Origin of the sequence: Actinomadura sp. WMMA1423 (assembly GCF_006547145.1) — a bacterium.
GTDB lineage: Bacteria > Actinomycetota > Actinomycetes > Streptosporangiales > Streptosporangiaceae > Spirillospora.
In genome coordinates this window covers 8,136,491-8,157,926 of sequence record NZ_CP041244.1, presented here as the reverse complement: position 1 = coordinate 8,157,926, position 21,436 = coordinate 8,136,491, and the positions used below count along the sequence as shown (strand labels likewise).

Genomic DNA, 21,436 nt, shown 5'->3' with positions numbered 1-21,436 from the left:
ATGCTGGAGGTCACCGGTCTCGGCCACGCCTACGGCGGCCACCGCGTCCTGCAGGGCATGGACCTGCGGGTCGGCGAGGGCAAGCTCGTCACCATCGTCGGGCCGTCCGGGTGCGGGAAGTCGACGATGCTGCGGTGCATCGCGGGGCTGATGGCGCCGAGCGAGGGGAAGGTCGTGCTGAACGGCGCCCCCATCGACGGCGTCCCCGACGATCTCGCCGTGGTGTTCCAGGACTACAGCCGCTCGCTGATGCCGTGGCTCACCGTGCGCGACAACGTCGGCCTGCCGCTGCGGCGCCGCGGGCTCGGCAGGTCGGAGCGGCGCGCCAGGGCCGCCGAGGCGCTGGAGTCGGTCGGCCTGAAGGACGCGGCGGGCAAGTTCCCGTGGCAGCTGTCGGGCGGGATGCAGCAGCGCGTGTCGATCGCCAGGGCGCTGGCGTACCGGCCGTCGCTGATGCTGATGGACGAGCCGTTCGGCTCGGTGGACGCCCAGACCCGCGAGGACCTGGAGGACCTCGTCCTCCAGGTCCACCGGAGCCAGGGCGTGACGATCCTGCTCGTCACCCACGACATCGACGAGAGCGTCTACCTCGGCGACAGGGTCGTGGTGCTCGCCCGGGACCCGGGCCGGATCCGCGCCGAGCTGCCCGTCGGGCTGCCCGCCGACCGCGACCAGATCGCCACGCGGTCCGACCCCGAGTTCGTCCGGCTGCGCGCCGAGGTGGGCCGGCTGGTCCGCGGCGCCGCCGGGAACGGCGCGGCGGACGGGACCGCCGGGACGGGCGGGACGGGCGGGACGGGCGAGAGGGTGGGGGCCGCGCCCCATTCCGGGGCGCGGGGAACTGTGAAAGGTTAAGCCTTCAAGGATCCCCCCGCGCATGGAGCATACTCATGTCTGCTTCCCACTCCCGAGCGGCCCTCGCGGGCGTGCTCGCACTCGCGCTCGCGTCCGCCACCGCCTGCGGCGGCTCCGATGGCGAGAAGTCGGCCAACGGCCTTGAGCAGTCCGAGGTGACGCTCGGCACCATGACGGTCGCCGACACCGCGCCCGTCCAGATCGCCCTTTCCAAGGGACTGTTCAAGGCCGAGGGCCTCACCGTGAAGACGCAGGTCATCCAGGGCGGGGCGGCCGGCGTCCCGCTGCTGAAGAGCGGCCGGCTCGACCTCAGCTTCGGCAACTACGTCTCCCTGCTCACCGCCGGGACCAAGGACCCCGGCTTCAAGCCGAGGATCGTCGCGGACGGGTTCCGCAGCGCGTCCAAGACCCACACCCTGATGGTGCGCGGCGACTCCCCCTACCGGACGATCAAGGACCTGGCGGGGAAGAAGATCGGCGTCAACACCAAGCGCAACGTGAGCACGATGCTGGTCCGCGCCGCCGGGCAGCCCCAGGGCGTGACCTTCGACGAGGACAGGAACTTCGTGGAGATCGCACCGCCCGCCATGGAGCAGGCGCTGAAGTCGGGGAGCGTGGACGCCGTCCAGGCGATCGAGCCGTTCGGCACCCAGATGCGCGAGTCGATGGGCGCCCGCATGGTCGCCGACCTGTCCACCGGTGAGACGGACGGCCTGCCGATCGCCGGCTACGCCGCCACGGAGAAGTTCGTGAAGAAGAACCCGAAGACGGTCGCCGCGTTCCAGCGGGCGCTCCAGAAGGCGCAGGGGATGGCCGCGGGCGACCGCGGGCTCGTGCGGAGCATCCTGCCGACCTACGCCAAGGGAATCGACGCCGGAGTCGCCGCCTCCATGAGCTACGGGACCTACCCGACGTCGGTCGATCCCGCCGCGCTGCAGCGGGTGGCCGACCTCATGCAGCGTTACCAGTACGTGGACAAGAGGATCGACGCCTCGGCGTTCGTCGCGTCCGCCCCATGAGGTACCGCCGCCTCCTTCTCGGCGCCGCCGGGGCGGCCTGCACGGCCGCCGCGGTCGAGGTCCTGAGCCGCGGCGGCCTCGTCGACGCGACGGCGCTCCCCCCGGCGTCGGCCATCGGCGGGGAGGCCGCGAGGCTGGCGGCCGACCAGGAGTTCCTCGTGGACGTCGCGGCCACCCTCAGGGCGTGGGCGGGCGGGCTCGTGCTGGCGGTGCTGGCCGCGGTCCCGCTCGGGGTCCTGCTCGGCTCGGTGCCGTTCCTCGGCACGGCCGCGCGCGGCCTGGTCGAACTGATGCGGCCCATCCCGTCGGTCGCGCTGATCCCGCTCGCCATCATCGTGTTCGCCGAGCCGACGCGGGTGGAGATGTCGCTGGTCTTCTACGCCTGCCTGTGGCCGATCCTCGTCAACACCCTCTACGCGCTCCGCGACGTCGACCCGGTGGCCAAGGACAGCCTCCGCTGCTTCGGGTTCGGGCCGCTGTCGGTGCTGTGGCGGGTGTCGCTGCCGAGCGCCGCCCCGTTCATCGCGACCGGCGTCCGGATCGCCGCGTCCGTCGCCCTCATCGTCGTGATCAGCACCGAGCTCTTCGCCGGCGGGGTCGACGGCATCGGCATCTACCTGAGCGAGACCCAGTCCGGCGGCGGCAACAGCGACCTGCTGCTGGCCGGGGCCTGCTGGGCGGGCGCGCTCGGCCTGGCGGTCAACACCGGCCTGCGGGGGATGGAGCGCCTCGCGTTCCGCTGGCACGGCGCCCGGGTCGAGGGGGTCGCGTGAAGACCGAACCGGGGCCGGCGGCGGACGTGGACGCCCGCACGGCGCGGGCGGGCGCGGGCCCCAGGGCCGCGGGCGCGGTGCGCGGGGTCGCCGAGCGGGTCTGGCTGGTCGCCCTCGTCGCGGTGCTCTGGGAGCTCGTCACCCGGGCGGTGGACGAGACCTACTTCCCGCCGCCCACGACGATCGCGTCCGCACTGCACGAGCTGTGGTTCTCCGGCCCGGCGAGCCGCGTGTTCTTCACCGGCAAGGCGCTCGACGACTTCTCCACCAGCCTCGCCCACCTGTTCACCGGATGGGCCGCCGCGGGCGCGGCCGGCGTGGCGCTCGGGACGGCGATCGGGCGCTCGCGGACCCTGTTCGACCTGCTGAACCCGGTGCTGGAGTTCCTGCGCGCGGTGCCGCCGCCCACTCTGGTGCCGTTCTTCATCATGGTGTTCCAGCTCGGCGCGACGATGCAGATCGTGACGATCGCGTTCGGCGTCGTCTGGCCGGTGCTGCTCAACACCTGCGACGGCGTCCGCGCCGTGGACCCGCTGCACCTCGACACGGCACGGGTGTTCGGCCTGGGCCGCGCCCGCAGGCTGGTGACCGTCGTCCTGCCCGCGGCGGCGCCGAAGATCTTCGCGGGGCTGCGCGTCGCGCTGTCGTTCGCGCTGATCCTGATGGTGCTGTCGGAGCTGTTCGGCAGCACCTCGGGCATCGGCTCGGAGCTGATCGGCGCGCAGCGCTCCTTCGAACTGCCGCGGATGTGGGCGGGCATCGTGATGCTGGGCATCCTCGGCCTGCTGTTCAACACCCTGTTCCTGCTCCTGGAAAGGCGGCTGCTCGCCTGGCACTCAGGCGCGCGGCGGCTCCGGACCTGACCCTGTCCCCGACCCCTGACCGATGAGACTCCCACCGACGGCTCTCATGACGCACACACAGAAAAGGCGGCCGCGATGCTCGAGATAAACGGCCTCACCCATTCCTACGCCGACGGGCACCTGGCCCTCGACGGCCTGGACCTCCACGTCCCGGACGGCGAGCTGGTCAGCATCGTGGGCCCGTCCGGCTGCGGCAAGTCCACCCTGCTGCGGTGCATCGCCGGGCTGATCCGCCCGACCGACGGGACGCTGAAGCTGCACGGGTCGGTGATCGACGGGGTGCCCGGTGACCTCGCCGTGGTCTTCCAGGACTACAGCCGCTCGCTGTTCCCCTGGCTGACCGTCCGCGACAACGTGGCGCTGCCGCTGCGGCGGCGCGGCAAGTCGCGCCAGGAGCGGCGCGCGGCGGCGCAGGAGGCGCTGGAGTCGGTGGGGCTGCCGGACGCGGGCCGCAAGTACCCCTGGCAGCTGTCGGGCGGCATGCAGCAGCGCGTGTCGATCGCGCGGGCCCTCGCCTACCGCCCCTCCCTGATGCTGATGGACGAGCCGTTCGGGTCCGTCGACGCGCAGACCCGCGAGGACCTGGAGGACCTCGTCCTGCAGGTCCACCGGACCCAGAAGATGACGATCCTGCTGGTCACCCACGACATCGACGAGAGCGTCTACGTCGGTGACCGGGTGGTCGTGCTCAACCGGTCCCCCGCCCGGGTGCACGCCGACCTGCCGGTGGACCTGCCGTCCACCCGCGACCAGATCGAGACCCGGGGCCTTCCGGAGTTCGTGCGGCTCCGGGCCGAGGTGGGAAGGCTCGTCCGGGGCGGCGCCAAGGTGCCGGGCGCGGCGCCCGCCGCGTCGGGGACGGCACTGGACAAGTAGGGGGAAGGCAATGCGCGTACTCGTCATCGGAGCCGGGATCGGCGGGCTCACCACCGCGTTAAGCCTGCACGAGGCGGGCATCGAGGCGCTCGTCGTCGATTCGGCCGCCCGGCTGCGGCCCCTCGGCCTCGGCATCAACCTGCTCCCCCACGCCGTCCGCGAGCTCACGGAGCTGAGCCTCGGCGACGCGCTGGCCGAGCTCGCCATCCCCACCGCCGAGATGGTGCACTTCGACCGGTTCGGCGGCCGGATCTGGGGGGATCCGCGCGGGCGGGCGCTGGGATACGCCTGGCCCCAGTACTCGATCCACCGCGGCGAGTTGCAGATGCTGCTGCTCGACACGGTGCTGGCGCGGCTCGGTGAGGGCGCCGTCCGCACCGGGACCCTCTTCGACGGGTTCGAGCAGGACGGCGACAGGGTCCGGGTCCGCCTCGTGGACCGCGCGTCCGGGGCCGCCGCGTCCGTTTCGGCGGACGTGCTCGTCGGCGCGGACGGCCTGCACTCCGCCGTCCGGGCGCAGCTGTACCCGGACGAGGGCGCGCCGCTGTGGAACGGCATCCGGATGTGGCGCGGCCTCACCGAGGCGGAGCCGATCCTGTCCGGGCGGACCCTGGCGGTCGCGGGCAGCAACGCCGCGGCGAAGATCGTGGTCTACCCGATCTCCATGCGCGCCGAGCGGCGGGGGAAGGCGCTGCTCAACTGGGTCGCCGAGGTCCGGGTCCCGGGCGACCTGCGGGGCGGCCCCGCGGACTGGAACCGGGCCGGCCGGCTGGAGGACCTGCTCCCCCACTTCGCCGACTGGCGGTTCGACTGGCTCGACGTCCCGGCGCTGCTCGCCGGGGCGGAGGAGATCCTGGAGTACCCGATGGTCGACCGGGAGCCCGTCGACCGCTGGACGTTCGGCCGCGTCACCCTGCTCGGCGACGCCGCCCACCCGATGTACCCCATCGGCTCCAACGGCGGCTCCCAGGCGGTCCTCGACGCCCGGGTCCTGGCGCATGAGCTGGCCACGGCCGCGAACGCCCCGGAGGGCCTCCTCGGCTACGAGAAGGAGCGCCGGGAGGCGGCCAACGCCGTCGTCCTCGCCTGCCGGGACATGCCCGCCGAGCGCGTCCTGCGGCTCGTCGCCGAGCGGGCGCCGCGGGGCTTCGCCTCCATCGAGGACGTCCTGTCGCCCGAGGAGCTGACCGCCATCTCCAGCGCCTACCTCCAGACGTCCTTCACCGACGTCGAGGTCCTCAACACCCGCCCGTCCTACGGCGTCGCGGGACCGGCCTCCCCGCCGTGAGGGCCGTCAGGCGGCGGTGACGGCCGCCAGCCTCGCGTCCACGGCGCGGGCGGCGCGGTCGTAGAGGGACGGGTCGTCGTGGAGCAGCGCCTGCGCGGCGCCCGTCCGGCAGAGGGCGTCCAGCTCGAAGGCGAGCTGGGGGACGTCGGTCGCCGCGCCGATCTCGCCGAGGTCGCGGGCCTCGCGGAGGCAGCGCTCCACGAAGGCCCGCCAGTCGAGCTGCGAGGCCGCGATCGCGTCGCGGACGCGGCCGGGCCTGGCGTCGAACTCGGCCATCGTGGAGTGGAAGAAGCACCCGCCGGGGAAGACGGGCTCGCGCTGGTAGCGCTGCCAGGCGTCCAGGAGCGCGCGGACGCGGCGGATCCCCTCGGGGGCGGCCCGCGCGGGCTCGACGACGTTCCGCCGGAACACCTCGACCGCCTTGCGGACGGTCGCGAGCTGGAGCTCCTCCTTGGAGCCGAAGTGGGTGAACACGCCGCTCTTGCTGATCCGCAGCTCGGTGGCGAGGCGGCCGATCGACAGGCCCTCCAGGCCCTCCGCGGAGGCGATGTCGGCTGCGCGGCACAGGATCGTGCTGCGGGTCTGCTCGCCCTTGAGAAGCCGTCCGTCGGTGCTCACGTCCCTAAATCTGCACGACCGTTCGTTCAAAGTCAATGCCGCGAACCCCTTGACGCGGGTGCCCTTCCAAGAAGATTGTACGACCGTTCGTTTATTTTTCTGGGAGGGAATCCGTCCATGACCACCGAGACCGCCCGGCCGTCGGCACCGCCGGGAGCACCCGCCGCACGGCGGGCCGTCCCCTGGCTCGCCGCCGGGGCGACGTTCCTGGCCATGCTCGACGCCACCGTCGCCAACCTGGCCGTCGCCGACCTGCACGCCGACTTCCCGGGCAGCTCGCTGTCCGGCCTGACCTGGGTGATCACCCTGTACGCGGTGCTGTTCGCGGCGCTGCTCGCCCCCGCCGGCCGGGTCGCCGACCTGGTCGGGCGGCGGTCGCTGTACCTGTGGGGCACCGGGCTGTTCACGCTGGCGTCGCTGGCGTGCGCGATCGCCCCGAACCTGCCCGTCCTGCTGGTGACGCGCGCCGCGCAGGGCGCCGCGGCGGCGGCCCTGATCCCCGCGTCCCTCGCGCTGCTGCTGCACGACACGCCCCCCGAGCGGCGCGCCCGCAGCATCGGCCTGTGGAGCGCGGCGGGCGCGTTCGCCGCCGCGATCGGCCCGGGCCTCGGCGGGGTGCTGGTCGAGGCGTCCGGCTGGCGGTCGGTGTTCGTCATCAACGTCCCGATAGGGCTGGCGATGCTGCTCGCCGGGCGGCGCCTCCCCCGGGCCGAGGCGGGCACGGGCCGGCTGCCCGACCTCGCCGGGACGGTGCTGCTCGGCGCCGGCGTGGGCGGGGTCGCGCTCGGCGTGACGCAGAGCCGGGACTGGGGCTGGACCGGCGCCGGGACCCTCGCGCTCCTGCTCGGCGGCGCCGCCCTGGCCGCCCTGGCGCTGTGGCGCTCGGCGCGGCACCCGGTGCCCGCGCTGGAGATCTCGCTGTGGCGCGACCGCCGGTTCGCCGCCGCGAACGCCGCGTCGTTCCTGTACGGGACGTCGCTGTACGCGTGGCTGCTCCTCGGTGTGCTCTTCCTGACGGGCCAGTGGCACTACTCGATCCTCGAGGCGGGGCTCGCCTCGACGCCCGGCGCATTCACCGCGACCGCGGCGGCGGTCGCGACGGGACGGCTCACCGCCCGCACCGGCGTCCGCCCCGCGGTGGCGGGCGGCGCGCTGGTCGTGGTCGCCTCCGGGGTCTGGGCGATCGCCGCCCTGCCCGCCGAGCCCCGCTTCCTGGCGTTCTGGCTCCCGGTCGGCCTCCTGGTCGGAGCGGGGATCGGGATGCTCAGCACCGGCACGGCCACGGCCGCCGCGCTGTCGGCCGGGCCGCTGCGGTTCGCCGGCGCCACCGGGCTCAACACCACGGCGCGGCAGCTCGGCGGCGCGCTCGGCATCGCCGTCCTCGCCGCGCTGCTCCCGGAGCGGACGGCGCTCGGCGACTACACCGCCGTCTACCTGTTCTGCACGATCACCGCCGCGGGCACGGGCGCCGCCGGCCTGCTCCTCGCCGGCCGTCCGGCGAAGCCCTGAAGGAGGAGACGATGACCGAGACGGCCCCGACGGAATGGACCGACGCGTCCGTGCTGCCCGCCGCCGACGCCGCGGCGCTGCTGGCCGGCGCCCCGTGGCGCCGGATGGCGACGATCGGCGACAGCATCGCCGCGGGCGTCCGCGAGCCCGTGCCCGGGTACCGCGACCTGTCCTGGACCGACCGGGTCGAGGAGGCGCTGGGCACGGTGAACCCCGGGTTCAGCGCGGTCAACCTCGGCCGCCGCGACCTCGTCGCCGCGCGGGTGGCGGCCGAGCAGCTCCGGCCGGCTCTGGACTTCCGGCCCGACCTGGCGTTCGTGGTCGCCGGGGGCAACGACATGCTCCGTCCCGACTTGGACGCGGACGGCGTCCGCCGCGAGCTGACCGCGATGGTCTCGGCGTTCCGCACGGCCGGCGCCGACGTCGTCACGATCGGGCTGCTGGACATCACGGCGGCCGGGCTCGGGCCGTCCCGCTACCGCGAGGTCATCTCGGCGCGGACGCGGCTGCTGGCCGAGCTCACCGCCGATGTCGCGGCCGAGCACGGCGCCTGCCACGTCGACAACCCTCACGGGCACCCCATGGCCGCCGATCCGGGCATCTACTGCGGGGACCAGTTGCATCTGAACGCGCGGGGGCACGCGTTCGCGGCCGCCAACACGATCCGGGCGCTGGCCGCTCACTTGGCGTCGGCGTAGCGGTCGACGACCGCGATCTCCATGGGGAAGACGACGGGGGTGTCGCCGAACAGCAGCAGGCGCGCCTCCCGGGCGGCGTCGCGCACGGCGCCCGCGACCTCCTCGGCCAGCTCGGCGGGGCTGTGCACGATGACCTCGTCGTGCTGGAAGAAGACCAGGCGGGGCGGCCCGAGCGCGGTGAGGCGGCGGCGCAGGGAGGCCAGGAGCGCCAGCGCCCAGTCGGCGGCGGTGGCCTGGACGACGAAGTTGCGGGTGAAGCGGCCCCGGCCGCGCAGCGCCTGGGCCGCCGTGCCCTGCCGGGGCCCCGGGGAGTCGTCGTCGCCCGCCGCCGTCAGCTCCCGCCACCCGGCCGACGGCGGCGGGCACGTGCGCCCGAGGCGGGACCGGACGAGCCCTCCGCGCTCCCCCTCCCTCGCGGCGGCCTCCACGTACTCGAACGCCTGCGGGAACCGGCTCTTCAGGACGGCGAGGAGCTGCACCGCGTCGGCCGTCCCTCCCCCGTACATGGCGGAGAGCAGGGCGATCTTGGCCTTGTCGCGCGCGGTCCGCCCGCCGCCGGCGTCGTCGCGGAACGCGTCGGACAGGGCCGCGTAGAGGTCGCCGTGCGCGGCGGCCTCGGAGAACGCGCGGTCGCCGGCGAGCGCCGCCAGCACCCGGGGTTCGAGCTGCGCCGCGTCGGCGACGACCAGGGACCAGCCGGGGTCGGCGACGACGGCCTTGCGCAGCACGCGCGGGATCTGCAGGGCCCCGCCGCCGCTCGTCGCCCACCGCCCGGACACCACGCCGCCGACGACGTACTCGGGGCGGAAACGGCCGCCGCTCACCCACGTGTCGAGCCATGTCCAGCCGTGCGCGGCGTGCAGCCGCGACAGCTCCTTGTACTCCAGCAGCAGCGGGACGGCGGGGTGGTCGAGCTGCCTGAGGACGTGCGCGCGGGTGGACGGGACCGGCAGCCCCGCCGCGGCGAACGCCCGCAGGATCTGCGCCGGGGAGTCGGGGTTGACGTGCACGCGCGGCCCGAACGCGGCGCTGATGCGGTCGGCGAGGTCCTGCAGCCGGCGGGGCCGCAGCCCGCCCGTGGGGCGCGGCCCGAGCATCTCGGTGAGCAGCGCGTCGTGCTCGGCGGCCGACCAGGGCAGCCCGTCGTGCCCCATCTCGGCGGCCACGAGGGATCCGGCCGACTCCGCCGCCGCGAGCAGCGCGAACCCGCCGAGCCCGGCGGCGGCGCGCTGCTGCTCGGCGTGCACCGCCACGACCTGCCCGATGTCGTCGGCGGCCTCCTCGCGGCCGGCGCCGTCGTCGAACAGCGACGGCTGCGCCGCGTCCTCCCGGGGCGGCGGAGCGTCGGCCGGGACGGGCTCGCCGCGCAGCCGCGCCCACGCGGCCCGCACCGAGCGCGGCTCCCCGTACCGCCCGGCATGGCCGAGCAGTAGGCTCTCGACCAGTTCGAGGTCGTGGCAGCGCGACACCCGCACCCCCGCCTCCAGCAGCCGGGGGTAGAGTCGCGCCGTCGAGGGCCACACCCACCGCGGCGCGGAGTCGCGCTCCCGCTCGGCGACGGCCGAGACCAGATCGGGGACCTCCTGGACGGGCCCCGTGGGCGCCCCGTCCTCGGCGACCGCCCGCAGCGCTCCCCCACGCCCACGCCCGGCCGCGACCGCGATCCTCACCCGCCCATTCTGACCCCACCCACCGACAAACAGGCCCCCGCACATGACGAAGACCCCTCCGCGAATGATCACGGAGGGGTCCAGCGCGAATCGATCCAGCAGGCCAGGGCCGCGGCCCGCTGCTCTCACAGCGTTTGAAGCTCAGCCGGCAACAACCTCACCGTTGCGATCGCGTCCGAAGGCAGATTCGAGCGAAGCGAGAATCTGATCGCGCAGCGAGCCGCAAGGCGAGCCGGAGCGATGCCAGCGATCGCCCGCATTTCTCGACGATGGAGGGCCGCTAGGCCCGAAGGAGGAGAGAAATGCTAGGCAGCAAGCGAGACCTGCTGGCCTGCCGGGGTGTCGCCGTAGCGGTCGGTGACCTTGTTCAGCTGGAGCTGGTAGTACAGGACGCCGAAGCCGAAGATGCCGAGCAGGAAGCCCATGCCGCCGCTGCAGCTCGGCTGGAGGCCGGCCGCCTTCTGGGCCTCGGCGATGCGCCCGCCGAGCTTGACCCACATGACGAGCGGCCAGATGCCGAGCGTGATGCCGCCGAACAGCATGGACAGCAGCGCGTTGGTGGCGGCGTTGTCGATGCGGCGGTCGTACTCGTGCAGCTCGTTGTGGACCTTGAAGAACCAGACGAGGCCGTAGATTCCGAAGGTGATGATCGGCAGGCCGAGCCACGCGCCGACCGGGTTGCGGCGCTTCATGTTGCGCCCGGTGCCGACGGCGGCGGGCGCCTGCTGCTGCGCCGGGGCGGGCGTGTAGCCGCCCTGGTACGCCTGCTGCTGTTGCTGGCCCTGACCCTGCTGGGGGTAACTCATTTGAGAAGCTCTCCTGAAGGACGCGGTCGTTCTCCGGCCGACCGTCCGTTACCGTTCACCGGTGTGGTGAGCCACGACTGTAACGGGATCGGGGCGCGCCGTGAGGCAAGATCGCGCACATTCGCCTCTTACTGGTGAAACCTCCAAAGAGATCCGGCTAGCGCAGCGGAATCGTCACCTCGTCCTCGCACGGCGGAGACGTCTCATGGTCCCCGCACCCCGTAGCGGCGAAGCAACGGATGCGCAGCTCTGACTCCGTCACGTCCAGGCGCAGGAAGTTCTTGAAGAAGGGCGGCCGGTCCCAGTCGGCCAGCTCCGAACGGAACCGCTGCGGCATCCTGCGGACGGGCAGCCGCAGGAACCGGGCGCGCGGGCGGCCGCCGCGCGGGACTCCGAGGAGGGCGGCGACGAAGCGCGCGCGGCGCGAGGGGGCGGGACCGTCGTACCCGCGCCCCGGCCTGATGCCGAGGCGGTGCTGGACGGCGGCGGTGGCCTCCTCGGGAGTGAGCTCGAAGAACCCCGGCATCCGCAGCCACCGGCCGTACAGCTTGCTGTAGCGCGACAGCGAGTCGCCGCGCAGCGGGTAGCAGCGGAAGTCGTCCTCCTCCACCACCCTGGTCCGCGGGATGATGTGCGTGGCGTGCATGAAGGCGCCGCCCCCGCCCGAGACGACGTACTGGATCGTCCGGCCGTCCCCGGTCCGCACCGGGTAGCGCTGGTAGTTGTGGATGTCGCCGCCGATCGCGGCCACGTAGTGGTGCGCCGGGTCCTGGACGATCTCGTCGACCGTCCCGCCGCCCTCGATCGGCCCGGGGCGGTGGTCGTCGTCCACGACCAGCGGCTTCCCGGTCACCAGCAGCTTGGGCTTCGGGCCGCCCGACACCTCCCGCAGCCAGCGGCCCTGGTCGCGGTCGAGCGCGCCGGTGATCCCGGTGTCGATGCCGATGATGCGCAGCGAGGGGGTGTCGATCGCCCAGTACGGGCCGGGCTGGACGGCCTGCTGGCCGGGCGCGCCCCGGTACAGCCGGCGGGCCTGCGCGAGCGCCTCCGCGTCGAGTTCCCCCGAGTGGCGCCAGAGCGTGCGCGGGACGAACGCGAGCGGGCCGCGCCACGGCGGCGGCGAGCAGTTCTCGTCCAGGCCGCAGAAGACGTGCAGGAAGCCCCGCAGCCCGTCGTACCAGTCGTGGTTGCCGGGCACGGCGTAGATGGGGGCGGGGTAGTCCTTGTAGGGGCGGAAGAACTTCTCGGGGTAGTCGGCCGCGTCGCCGGTCGGGTAGATGACGTCGCTGGCGATGACCATGAAGTCGGTGTCCGCGGCGGCGTGCAGCAGCGGGGGCACCACCGCGTACTGCGACCGGTCGCCCTCGCCGGTGTCGCCGACCAGCACGAAGGAGAACTCCGCGGCCGCGCGGTGCACGGTGAACGCCGCGGGCGTGCCCCGTTCGCGCAGGGCGGTCACGCAGCGGCGGCGGATCGCGTTCGCCGGGTCTCCGAACAGCCGGGCGAGCACGTCGTTGCGCGAGCGCCACAGCACCGAGGGGCGGCGCCAGGAGAAGTCCGGGACGCGCGCGGGGAGCAGTTCGTTGAAGTGGCCCGGCCTGCCGCAGGCCCAGCCGGCTCCCTCCTCGGAGGTGCGCGAGTTCTCGGGTCCGGGGGGGACCTCGGCAGACACAGAATGCCTCCGGACAGGGGGTGAGGGGGTCCTCACACCCTGTCCGGAGGCAGGTGCGGCGTCAAGCCGACACGGCGCCAGTAAGCCGACAGTTCGTCAGCCGAGCGTGGTTGACGCCGGCGCCACCCCCAGAGACGCCGGCGCCACCACGACGAGGGGGCCTGCGGTCATCATGAGTCCCCCCAGAACGGCGAAGAGTCGCCTTCTCATGATGCCTCCACAGACAGCCCCAAGGTCCCGTAGCGGGACGTAACCGACGCTATCCGGAGAGCCGTAATGGGCGCGTAAACCGCCCTAAATGTGCATCCAAAACCTCGGGCGGCCGGTCAGGGGGCCAGGACGCGGAGGGCGCCGGGCAGCACCCGCGCGGTGACCGGGAGCACCCCGGGAAGCTCGCCGTCCGCGCCGTAGGGGAGCGTCCTGCCGGTCCCGGAGGCGAGCTCGATGCGCACCTCGCGGCCGCGCAGCACCTCCACCTCGGGCCGCCGGACGTGGGTTCCGGACTCCAGCTCCCGCATGACCGAGAAGAACAGCGTCCTCGGCGCCTTGCGGATGAGCACGACGTCCAGCAGCCCGTCGTCGACGCGCGCGTCGGGGGCGATGTGCTTGCCGAAGCCGTAGTAGCCGGAGTTGGCGGCGACCACGGTGTAGCCCTCCCGCCGGTGCCTCTCGCCGTCGACGGTGATCAGGTAGTCGGCGTGCCGCCACGAGGCGATCGCGCGCAGCGCCCCGACGTAGTAGGCGGCCGAGCCGCGCAGCAGCCGCGTGCGGTTGGCGTTGTCGTTGGCGACGGCGTCCACGCCCGCGTAGACGCTGCCGAGCACGGCCGTCCCGTTGGCGTCGATCGCGTCGACGGCGCGGGGCTCGCCCTCCAGCAGCAGCGGGGCGAGCCGTTCCGGGTCGGACGGGACGCCGAGCTGCCGCGCGAAGTCGTTGCCCCGCCCCGCGGGGACGATCCCGAAGAGTGCGCCCGTCCCGGCGAGGGCCCCGCCGACGCAGCCGACCAGGCCGTCCCCGCCGACCCCGAGCACCACCCGGCCGGCCTCCCCCGCCTCGCGGGCGACGTCCGCGGCGTGCTCCATGCTCCGGCTGTACTCGACGTCGACCTCGGCGCCCGCGTCGCGCAGCCGCCGGGCGAGCGGCATCAGGCACGAGGCGGACGCGGACCCGCCCGCCGCCGGGTTGACGATCGCGGTGAACGCGCGCACGGCGCTCACTCCCTTCCCGCCGGAGGGACGAGGACCCCGGGGTTGAGGATCCCGGCGGGATCGACCCGGTCCTTGACGGCGCGCAGCACCGCGACGCCGAGCGGCCCGATCTCCCGGGCGTACCAGTCGCGGTGGTCGGTCCCCACCCCGTGATGATGGCTGATCGTCCCGCCCGCGGCGAGGATCGCGTCGCAGGCCGCGCGCTTGGCGGCGGCCCAGTGGCCGACGGCGTCCGCGCCCTGCGCGGACACGACCGTGAAGTACAGGGACGCGCCCGCCGGATACACGTGCGAGATGTGGCACATCACCAGCGGCGGCGTCCCGGCGCCCGACAGCGTCCCGGTCAGCGCGGACCGGACGGCCTCGTACAGCGCGGGGATGTCCGACCAGAACGCGGCTGTCTCCAGCGTCTCGGCGAACGCGCCGACGTCCAGGAGGGAGTCGCGCAGGTAAGGGGCGCTGAAGCGGCCGTGCTCCCACTTCTCCCCCGGCCCGGCGCCGAGGGGCTCGCCTCCGGCGCCGCGCAGCACCTCCGCGGCCTTGGCCCGCCGTTCGGCGACCGGGTCGCGGGCGCCCTCGAAGCCGAGGACGGCCAGGGCCCCGGCCGCGGCCGACCCGCCGCCGATCGCCGCCGGATCGGCCAGCCCGACCATGGTCTCGGTCTCGTCCGACAGGCGCAGGACCGCCGGGAGGGGGCCGTCCTGGGCGAGCCGCCGGAGCGCGGCGGCGCCCTGGTCGAAGGTCGCGAAACGCCAGCCCTCGTACTCCCTGGCCTCCGGGACGGGATGCACCCGCACCCGCACGGAGGTGATCACGCCGAGCGCGCCCTCCGAGCCGAGGACGAGCTGGCGCAGGTCGGGCCCGGCGGCCGACTTCGGCGCGCGCCCGAGGTCGAGCTCCCCCTCGGGGGTGGCCGCGGTCAGGCCCACGACCATGTCGTCGAACCGCCCGTACCCGGCCGACGCCTGCCCGCTGGAGCGCGCCGCCGCGAATCCGCCGACCGACGCCCACTCGTAGGACTGCGGGAAGTGCCCGAGCGTGAAGCCGCGCTCGTTGAGCAGCGCCTCCGCCGCGGGGGCGCGCAGGCCCGGCTCCAGGACGGCGGTCCGGGAGACCTCGTCCAGCTCGATCAGCCGGTCCATGCGCCGCAGGTCGAGAGCGACGAAGGCGTCCACGCCACGCGGCGCGAGCCCGCCGACGACCGAGGTTCCGCCGCCGAACGGGACGACCGCGATCCGCCGCGCGGCGCACGCCTCCAGCACGGCGAGCACCTCGCCGTGGCCGCCGGGCAGGACGACCGCGTCCGGGGCGTCGGAGGCGTCGCCCGCCCGGATGCGCAGCAGGTCGGGCGTGGACTTCCCGCGGGTGTGCCGGAGCCGGGACTCGGTGTCGGCGCGGACGTGCCCGTCGCCCACGACGGCGGCGAGCGCGGTCAGGTCGTTCCCCGACAGGCGGGGCGCGGCGACCTTCACGCCCTTCAGGTCGGCGGGCGGCGCCCCCGCGGGCCGCACGCCGAGCAGGTCGCGCAGCAGGCCGACCGTCGGCTCGGGCAGCGGCGCCGCCTTCGCCGGGTCGCCCCAGCCGCTCCACAGCATGTCGCGCGTCTCCACGCCCGCCTCCCTCGACGACCCGGCTTCCTGGTGGCTTACACTGTGACACATGACGTCGAATCGTCACAACAGGACGGCGGCGCGGACCGCCGACGACACCGTGCTGGACGCCGCGCGCGACTGCGTGCTCGCGGTCGGGGTGCGCCGCACGACGCTGACCGACATCGCGCGCCGGGCCGGCGTCTCCCGCATGACCCTCTACCGCCGCTGGCCGGACGTCCGCACCATCGTCGCCGACCTGATGACCCGCGAGTGGACCGGGATCGGCGAGGCGCTGCAGCCCCCCGACGACGGCCGTCCCGTCCGGCCCCGGCTGGTGGACGGCCTGGTCACCGGCGTGCGGACGTTCCGCGACCACCCGCTGCTCCGCAAGATCATCGAGGTCGACCCGGAGCTGCTGCTGCCCTACCTGCTCGACCGCTGCGGCGCCAGCCAGCACGCCTTCCTCGCGTGGTTCGAGGAGGCCGTCTCCGCCGGCCACCGCGACGGCACGATCCGGGCCGGCCACCCCGCCCGGCAGGCCCGCGCGCTTCTGCTGGTCGTCCAGTCGTTCGGGCTGTCGGCGCAGATCATGATCGACGCACAGGACCCCGAGGTCGACGCCGACGCGTTCGACGCCGAACTCCGCCACATCCTGGAAAGGACCCTCGCGCCGTGAACACGACCCGCGCCATGAACGCCGCCGGACCGGACCCCCGGACCTCGCTCAACGCCGCGCGCCGGGAGCGCGAGATCGCCGCACTGCCCGGGGAGGTGGTGGACGTGCTGGTCGTCGGGCTCGGCGCCACCGGGGCGGGCGCCGCGCTGGAGGCCGCCTCCCGCGGCCTGTCGGTCGCCGCGATCGACGCCCGGGATCTGGCGTTCGGCACCTCGCGGTGGAGCTCCAAGCTCATCCACGGCGGGCTGCGCTACCTGGCGTCCGGGCAGGTGGACGTCGCGCACGAGAGCGCGGTCGAGCGCGGCACGCTGATGACGCGCACCGCCCCCCACCTGGTGCGGGCGCTCCCGTTCGTGCTGCCGCTGACCCCGATGGTGTCCCGCTCGCAGGCGCTGCTGTCCGCGGGCGGCATGCGCGCAGGGGACCTGCTGCGGGTCGCCGCGCGCACCCCGCGCTCGGTGCTGCCGGGGCCGCGCCGGCTGTCGGCCGTCGAGACGCTCCGGCTCGCGCCCGCCCTGCGCCCGCACGGGCTGCGCGGCGGGCTGCTGTCGTGGGACGGCCAGCTCGCCGACGACGCCCGCCTCGTCACCGCGCTCGCCCGGACCGCCGCGGGGCACGGCGCCCGGATCCTCACCCGCTGCCGCGCCGTCGAGCTGGCGGGCGACGGCGCGCTCGTCCGCGACGAGACGACCGGCCGGGAGTTCACCGTGCGGGCGCGGGCCGTGCTGAACGCGGCCGGGGTGTGGGCGGGCGGCCTGGTGGACGGGGTGCGGCTGCGCCCGTCCCGCGGCACGCACCTGGTGCTGCGGGCCGAGACCCTGCGCGGGCTCACCGCCGCGATGCACGTCCCGATCCCGGGCCAGAGCAACCGGTTCCTGCTGGTGCTGCCGCAGGGCGACGGCCGCGTCTACGTCGGCCTCACCGACGAGCCGGCGGACGGGCCCGTCCCGGACGTGCCGGAGCCCACCGAGGGCGAGATCGGGTTCCTGCTCGACGTCCTCGACTCGGCGGTGGACGTCCCGGTGCGGCGCGCCGACGTGATCGGCGCCTACGCCGGGCTCCGGCCGCTGCTGGACCTCGGGCGCGGCGGCGACACCGCCGACATCTCCCGCCGGCACGCCGTCCTGACGTCTCCGGACGGGGTCGTCACGATCGTCGGCGGCAAGCTGACCACCTACCGGCGCATGGCCGAGGACGCCGTGGACGCGCTCGTGCGGGCCCGCGGCCTGACCGCCGGGCCCAGCCGGACCGCGCGGCTGCCCCTCGTCGGCGCGGCTCCGCGCGCCCGGCTTGACGTCCTGGACGCGCCGGCCCGGCTCGTCCAGCGGTACGGCACCGAGGCGCCGCTGCTGGCCGCCATGGGGAGGCGGGACGCGGCGCTGCTGGAGCCGGTCGTCCCCGGACTGCCGGTGACCGGCGCGGAGCTGGCCTGGGGCGTGCTGCACGAGGGCGCCCTCGACGCGGGCGACCTCCTGGACCGGCGCACCCGGATCGGCCTCGTGGCGGCCGACCGGGAGGCCGCGCTGCCCGCCGCCGAGGCGCTGCTGGCGACCCCGCCGGGTTTGCCCGTCGCGCCTTAGGTTACCCTTACCTAATCGTTTCGGATCGACGGGGAATCCGGCGGGGATGACGAGGCCGCCGGCGATGACGAGGATCGGCGGGGGGAACGCGTGACGCGCGGCAGAAGCTGCGGACACTGCCCGGGGAGCCACACCGGGGAGCGGCCGTGCCTGGCGACGGCGACCGCGAAGGCGGGCGCCTGGCTGCTCATCGAGCACCCGGGCCCCTGGCCGGAGCGCGTCGAGGACCTCGCCGACCCGGCCCCGGTGGCCGGGGCCGTCCGGGCCGCCAAGAGGGCGGGCGTCCGGCCGCAGCTGATCCGGCGGACGGGCCGCCGCCGCGCGACCCCGCCGCTCCAGGTCTACGCCTGCTTCTCCCGGGGCGGCGACGTGTGGATCGAGGGGCGCGAGCTGGCCGATCCGGCCGAGCTGGCGGCGCTCGACCTGGCCGCGCTCGCCGCGGGCCGGTCCCCCGGCCTCGGGGAGCGGGTGGCGGAGCCGGTCCTGCTGGTCTGCACGCACGGGCGCCGCAACGCCTGCTGCGCCCGCACCGGCGCACCGCTGGCCCGTTCCCTCGCGACGCGTTTCGAGCGCCTGATCTGGGAAACCACCCATGTCGGCGGTGACCGATTTGCGGCGAATTTGGTATGTCTTCCCCACGGATTCTTGTACGGCGACCTCGGCGAGACGGAGGCGAACGCGGCAGCGGACGCCTACCTGCGCGGCGAGGTCTCCCTCCCCAGGCTGCGCGGACGGGCCGGCACGCCCGAGCCGGCGCAGGCCGCGGAGCACTTCGCCCGCGCGCACACGGGGAGGCTAGGGGTGGACGACGCGACCGTGGTGTCGGTCACTGGAATCCCCGGAACAAGCCGGTACGAAGCCGTCGTTCATGTGAGGCGGAGCCGTTACCGGGTGATCCTCGAAGCCGTCCAGCAGCCCGACCCGTGCGGGAGCGACTGCGGGGAGAACCAGAGAACCTACGTTGTTAGGGAACTCACCCTTCTCAACGAGGCGGCCCTCGTGTAATCTCTCGGAGGCCCCATTCGAGGGTCTCCCTGTCGCACGTCCCCAGGTTTCCGGAGCAACCGGACGGGGAACAGAGCGGCAACTCCAGACGTTGGAACATTCGGCGCTTCTCTGACTCTTGTCATCCGAAGTACGTCGAGCGTCCATGTCCCGAATTTGTTCGAAACCAATCAAGGTGGGTGTTCCATGGCTCAGGTACGTCGGCAGGCAAACCTCCCTCGTCCCAGCTGGGGCTGGCAGGACGCCGCGGCGTGCCGGGGGGAAGACCTCGTCCTCTTCTTCGGCCCCGACGGCGAGCGCCAGCCCGAGCGCGAGATCCGCGAGCGCAAGGCCAAGCAGATCTGCATGGGCTGCCCGGTCCGTACGGACTGCCTGGACTACGCGGTGTCCCGGCCCGAGAAGTACGGCACCTGGGGCGGCCTGAACGAGGACGAGCGCGCATCCGAGCGCCGTCGTCGCATGCGTCGCGCCAACGCAGCCTGAACGAGTAGGCACAGGCGGTCAGAACGCTCCCATCGCGATCCCCGGCACGCCACCTGAAAAACGTCACGGCCCCGCCCCGCGGGGCCGTTTGCGTTGCCCGGGCCCGGTCCCTCCCGACCGGGCCCGGGCTCTTCGTCACATCTGCGTCACGACCCGGTCACATCGGCCCTCGACATTCCGCCGGGTCGGCCTTTTACCGCACCGGCCTCGCCGATGTGGCCATTTCCCGGAAATCCATGGGACGCCATTCACACCGCGCGCCCGGCGGCTCACACCGGTTCCGGCCCCGGGAAGGTCACGCCCGGCCCGGCCCCGGCGCCCCGCCCGGGGCGTCGCCGCCCGCGCGGGCGGCGTGCTCCAGCCAGGCCGTCACGTCGGCGTCGGTGAGCTGCTCGAAGTCGCGGTACCACTGCCCCACGGCGCGGAAGTCCCAGGGCGCGGCGGGCACCACGAGGTCGTCCACCTCCGCCTCCAGGCTCCGGACGGTCTCGGCGGCGCCCACCGGCACCGCGAGGACCAGCCGCGAGGGGCCCCTCTCGCGCACTGCGCGCACGGCGGCGCGGGCGGTTCCGCCGGTGGCCAGGCCGTCGTCCACCACGATCACCGGGCGCCCGGTGACGCGCGGCAGCGGGCGGCCGCCCCGGTAGGCCGCCACCCGGCGGTCCAGCTCGGCGCGCTCGGCGGCGACGGTGGGGGCCAGGTCCTCCTCGCTCAGCCCGAGCCGGGCGAGCAGGCCGGTGTCGAACACCGGGGAGCCGCCCTCGGCGATGGCCCCGACGCCGAGCTCCGGCTGCGGCGGATATCCGATCTTGCGGGTCACCAGCACGTCGAGCGGCGCCCCGAGGCTCCGCGCGATCTCGTGGCCGACGGGGACGCCGCCGCGCGGCAGCGCCAGGACCACGGCCCCGTCCAGGCCCATCGCGGCGAGCCGCAGCGCGAGCACCCGGCCCGCCTCGGCGCGGTCGGTGTAGGGGAGCCGGACGGTGCCCGCCCGCGCGCCGCCTCCGCCCGCGAATCCGCTCCAGGACATCGGCGCACCCCCTTCCGGGGTCTCCCCTACCCACTCACGTACCCGTGAGCCACCTCAGCGGGTTGTCGCGCAGGATCGTCTTGAGGGTCGCCTCGTCGGCGCCCGCGGCGCGCAGCGCGGGCAGGAACGTCTCGAAGAGGTATCCGAACCCGGCGCCGCCGTAGCGGGCGACCTGGGCCATCCGGGAGACGCCGGTGCTCAGCAGCACCCGGTCGGCGTGCCCGGCCTCCAGCAGGTCCAGGACGCGGCGGACGCCCGCTCCCACGGCGGCGGGGTCGGTCCCCGCGAGGCCGAGCGTGCCGAACGAGACGTAGCCGCCCGACTCGGCGATCTTGCGGTGCTGGGCGGGGTCGTCCACCCGGTCCTGCTGCCCCACCGCGACGCGCTCGGGGGCCAGCCCGGCGGAGGTCAGGATCTCCAGCTGGGCGAGGCCCGCCCGCCCGTAGGTCGCCACCGACAGCCCGGAGTAGCGGCCGGCCTGGGCGGCGGCGCGCAGGCACAGCTCCTCGGTCTCGGTCGGCGCCTCGCCCCAGGTGCCGATCTCGCCGATGACGCCGGGCAGCGAGTTCGTGCCGTCCATGCCGAATCCGACCTCGGCGAGCAGCCGCTCGGCGAGCCGGTCGACCGCGGAGGGGCCCTCATACTCGAACCGGGGGGTCTGAGGGGTCGTCCCCCCAGAATGACGCGCCTCGAACCGGGGGGTCTCGGGGGTCGTCCCCGCAGAATGACGCGAGTCGTACTGGGGGCTCGACTCTCCGGAATGGCGCGACTCGTACCGAGGGGTCTCGGGAGGCTGCGGGGTCGTCCTCTCGAAGGGGGCCGTCGTTCCGGGCGCGAGGACCTCGCGGACGAACGGGGGGTGGAAGGGCTCGGTGAACACGCCCGTCCCGGCCACCACGGCGACCCGGGCGCCCGCGCTGATGCGGGCGAGCGCGGCGGCGTTGCGCCCCATCCCCGAGCAGGTGAGGTCGACGACGAGGCCGAGGCCGTGCTCCTTGCGCAGGGTGTTCAGCTCCCGCTGGACGGCCTTCTCCTCGTCCAGCCAGCGGCCCGGGTCGGAGGCGGCCAGCTTGGGGCGCGCAGGCCAGCGCAGGTCCAGCTGGAGGTGCTCGTGGGAGAGCACAGGCCCGGTGATGTCGGACGTCGCGATCGTGCCGGTCACGGTCCGGAGCCGGCCGGTCTCCTCACGGGGGGTCATGTCACGCGAGGCTACGA

20 protein-coding genes are annotated in these 21,436 nt (G+C 74.4%); 12 read left to right on the top strand and 8 right to left on the bottom strand.

The window, feature by feature from the left end; translation table 11 throughout:
- The 6 genes from FKD65_RS37830 to FKD65_RS37805 all read left to right on the top strand — a co-directional run bounded on the left by FKD65_RS37830 (window position 1) and on the right by FKD65_RS37805 (window position 5,674).
- The gene (locus tag FKD65_RS37830) at window positions 1–855 is read left to right on the top strand and encodes an ABC transporter ATP-binding protein (protein ID WP_205718396.1); all 855 of its coding nucleotides are present in this window, start codon (window positions 1–3) and stop codon (window positions 853–855) included.
- A 35-nt stretch (window positions 856–890) separates the two neighbouring features.
- Entirely contained in the window at window positions 891–1,874 is a 984-nt protein-coding gene (locus tag FKD65_RS37825; protein ID WP_141583953.1) for an ABC transporter substrate-binding protein, read from the top strand.
- Window positions 1,871–2,647, top strand: a complete 777-nt coding sequence (locus FKD65_RS37820; RefSeq protein ID WP_141583951.1) for an ABC transporter permease — start codon at window positions 1,871–1,873, stop codon at window positions 2,645–2,647. Before FKD65_RS37825 ends, FKD65_RS37820 begins: the two co-directional genes overlap by 4 nt.
- Complete coding sequence (locus tag FKD65_RS37815) at window positions 2,644–3,510, top strand: ABC transporter permease (protein ID WP_240809802.1); 867 nt, start codon at window positions 2,644–2,646, stop codon at window positions 3,508–3,510. The genes FKD65_RS37820 and FKD65_RS37815 overlap by 4 nt, the downstream gene beginning before the upstream one ends.
- Window positions 3,511–3,585: 75 nt before the next feature.
- On the top strand, window positions 3,586–4,386 hold the full coding sequence (locus FKD65_RS37810) for an ABC transporter ATP-binding protein (RefSeq protein WP_141583949.1): 801 nt from the start codon (window positions 3,586–3,588) through the stop codon (window positions 4,384–4,386).
- A 10-nt stretch (window positions 4,387–4,396) separates the two neighbouring features.
- On the top strand, window positions 4,397–5,674 hold the full coding sequence (locus FKD65_RS37805) for a flavin-dependent oxidoreductase (RefSeq protein WP_141583947.1): 1,278 nt from the start codon (window positions 4,397–4,399) through the stop codon (window positions 5,672–5,674).
- A gap of 6 nt (window positions 5,675–5,680) precedes the next feature.
- On the opposite strand, the gene FKD65_RS37800 is transcribed toward FKD65_RS37805, so the two are convergent.
- On the bottom strand, window positions 5,681–6,292 hold the full coding sequence (locus FKD65_RS37800) for a TetR/AcrR family transcriptional regulator (RefSeq protein WP_141583944.1): 612 nt from the start codon (window positions 6,290–6,292) through the stop codon (window positions 5,681–5,683).
- A gap of 117 nt (window positions 6,293–6,409) precedes the next feature.
- Between FKD65_RS37800 and FKD65_RS37795 the strand changes: the two genes are divergently transcribed.
- Together FKD65_RS37795 and FKD65_RS37790 are read left to right on the top strand one after the other, a co-directional pair.
- Window positions 6,410–7,801: an MFS transporter gene (locus FKD65_RS37795; RefSeq protein WP_141583942.1), complete on the top strand. Its 1,392-nt coding sequence runs from the start codon at window positions 6,410–6,412 to the stop codon at window positions 7,799–7,801.
- Window positions 7,802–7,812: 11 nt separating this feature from the next.
- Complete coding sequence (locus FKD65_RS37790) at window positions 7,813–8,499, top strand: SGNH/GDSL hydrolase family protein (protein ID WP_141583939.1); 687 nt, start codon at window positions 7,813–7,815, stop codon at window positions 8,497–8,499.
- Here the strand turns inward: FKD65_RS37790 and FKD65_RS37785 are convergent.
- From FKD65_RS37785 to FKD65_RS37765, 5 genes are all read right to left on the bottom strand, one after another.
- The gene (locus FKD65_RS37785; protein ID WP_240809801.1) at window positions 8,481–10,169 is read right to left on the bottom strand and encodes a bifunctional 3'-5' exonuclease/DNA polymerase; all 1,689 of its coding nucleotides are present in this window, start codon (window positions 10,167–10,169) and stop codon (window positions 8,481–8,483) included. The genes FKD65_RS37790 and FKD65_RS37785 overlap by 19 nt on opposite strands.
- Window positions 10,170–10,474: 305 nt before the next feature.
- Window positions 10,475–10,975 (bottom strand): DUF4234 domain-containing protein, encoded by a 501-nt coding sequence (locus FKD65_RS37780; RefSeq protein WP_141583936.1) that lies wholly within the window; start codon window positions 10,973–10,975, stop codon window positions 10,475–10,477.
- A 157-nt stretch (window positions 10,976–11,132) separates the two neighbouring features.
- Window positions 11,133–12,647 (bottom strand): metallophosphoesterase, encoded by a 1,515-nt coding sequence (locus FKD65_RS37775; protein WP_141583933.1) that lies wholly within the window; start codon window positions 12,645–12,647, stop codon window positions 11,133–11,135.
- Window positions 12,648–12,973: 326 nt separating this feature from the next.
- Window positions 12,974–13,855, bottom strand: coding sequence for a diacylglycerol kinase family protein (locus FKD65_RS37770; protein WP_141583931.1), 882 nt, complete (start codon window positions 13,853–13,855; stop codon window positions 12,974–12,976).
- Window positions 13,856–13,860: 5 nt separating this feature from the next.
- Window positions 13,861–15,450, bottom strand: coding sequence for an FAD-binding oxidoreductase (locus FKD65_RS37765; protein ID WP_141587333.1), 1,590 nt, complete (start codon window positions 15,448–15,450; stop codon window positions 13,861–13,863).
- Window positions 15,451–15,514: 64 nt separating this feature from the next.
- On the opposite strand from FKD65_RS37765, the gene FKD65_RS37760 reads away from it, so the two are divergent.
- The 4 genes from FKD65_RS37760 to FKD65_RS37745 all read left to right on the top strand — a co-directional run bounded on the left by FKD65_RS37760 (window position 15,515) and on the right by FKD65_RS37745 (window position 19,191).
- Window positions 15,515–16,123 carry a TetR/AcrR family transcriptional regulator gene (locus tag FKD65_RS37760; protein ID WP_141583930.1) on the top strand — a complete coding sequence of 203 codons (609 nt, stop codon included), beginning with the start codon at window positions 15,515–15,517 and terminating at the stop codon, window positions 16,121–16,123.
- A gap of 14 nt (window positions 16,124–16,137) precedes the next feature.
- On the top strand, window positions 16,138–17,703 hold the full coding sequence (locus FKD65_RS37755) for a glycerol-3-phosphate dehydrogenase/oxidase (RefSeq protein WP_141587332.1): 1,566 nt from the start codon (window positions 16,138–16,140) through the stop codon (window positions 17,701–17,703).
- A 90-nt stretch (window positions 17,704–17,793) separates the two neighbouring features.
- Window positions 17,794–18,708, top strand: a complete 915-nt coding sequence (locus FKD65_RS37750) for a sucrase ferredoxin (protein WP_141583929.1) — start codon at window positions 17,794–17,796, stop codon at window positions 18,706–18,708.
- A gap of 186 nt (window positions 18,709–18,894) precedes the next feature.
- Window positions 18,895–19,191 (top strand): WhiB family transcriptional regulator, encoded by a 297-nt coding sequence (locus tag FKD65_RS37745; RefSeq protein WP_075901375.1) that lies wholly within the window; start codon window positions 18,895–18,897, stop codon window positions 19,189–19,191.
- A gap of 295 nt (window positions 19,192–19,486) precedes the next feature.
- On the opposite strand, the gene FKD65_RS37740 is transcribed toward FKD65_RS37745, so the two are convergent.
- Both FKD65_RS37740 and FKD65_RS37735 read right to left on the bottom strand, forming a co-directional pair.
- The gene (locus FKD65_RS37740; protein WP_141583928.1) at window positions 19,487–20,221 is read right to left on the bottom strand and encodes a phosphoribosyltransferase; all 735 of its coding nucleotides are present in this window, start codon (window positions 20,219–20,221) and stop codon (window positions 19,487–19,489) included.
- 34 nt (window positions 20,222–20,255) lie between these two features.
- Window positions 20,256–21,419 (bottom strand): aryldialkylphosphatase, encoded by a 1,164-nt coding sequence (locus FKD65_RS37735; RefSeq protein ID WP_240809800.1) that lies wholly within the window; start codon window positions 21,417–21,419, stop codon window positions 20,256–20,258.
- Window positions 21,420–21,436: the final 17 nt, after the last annotated feature.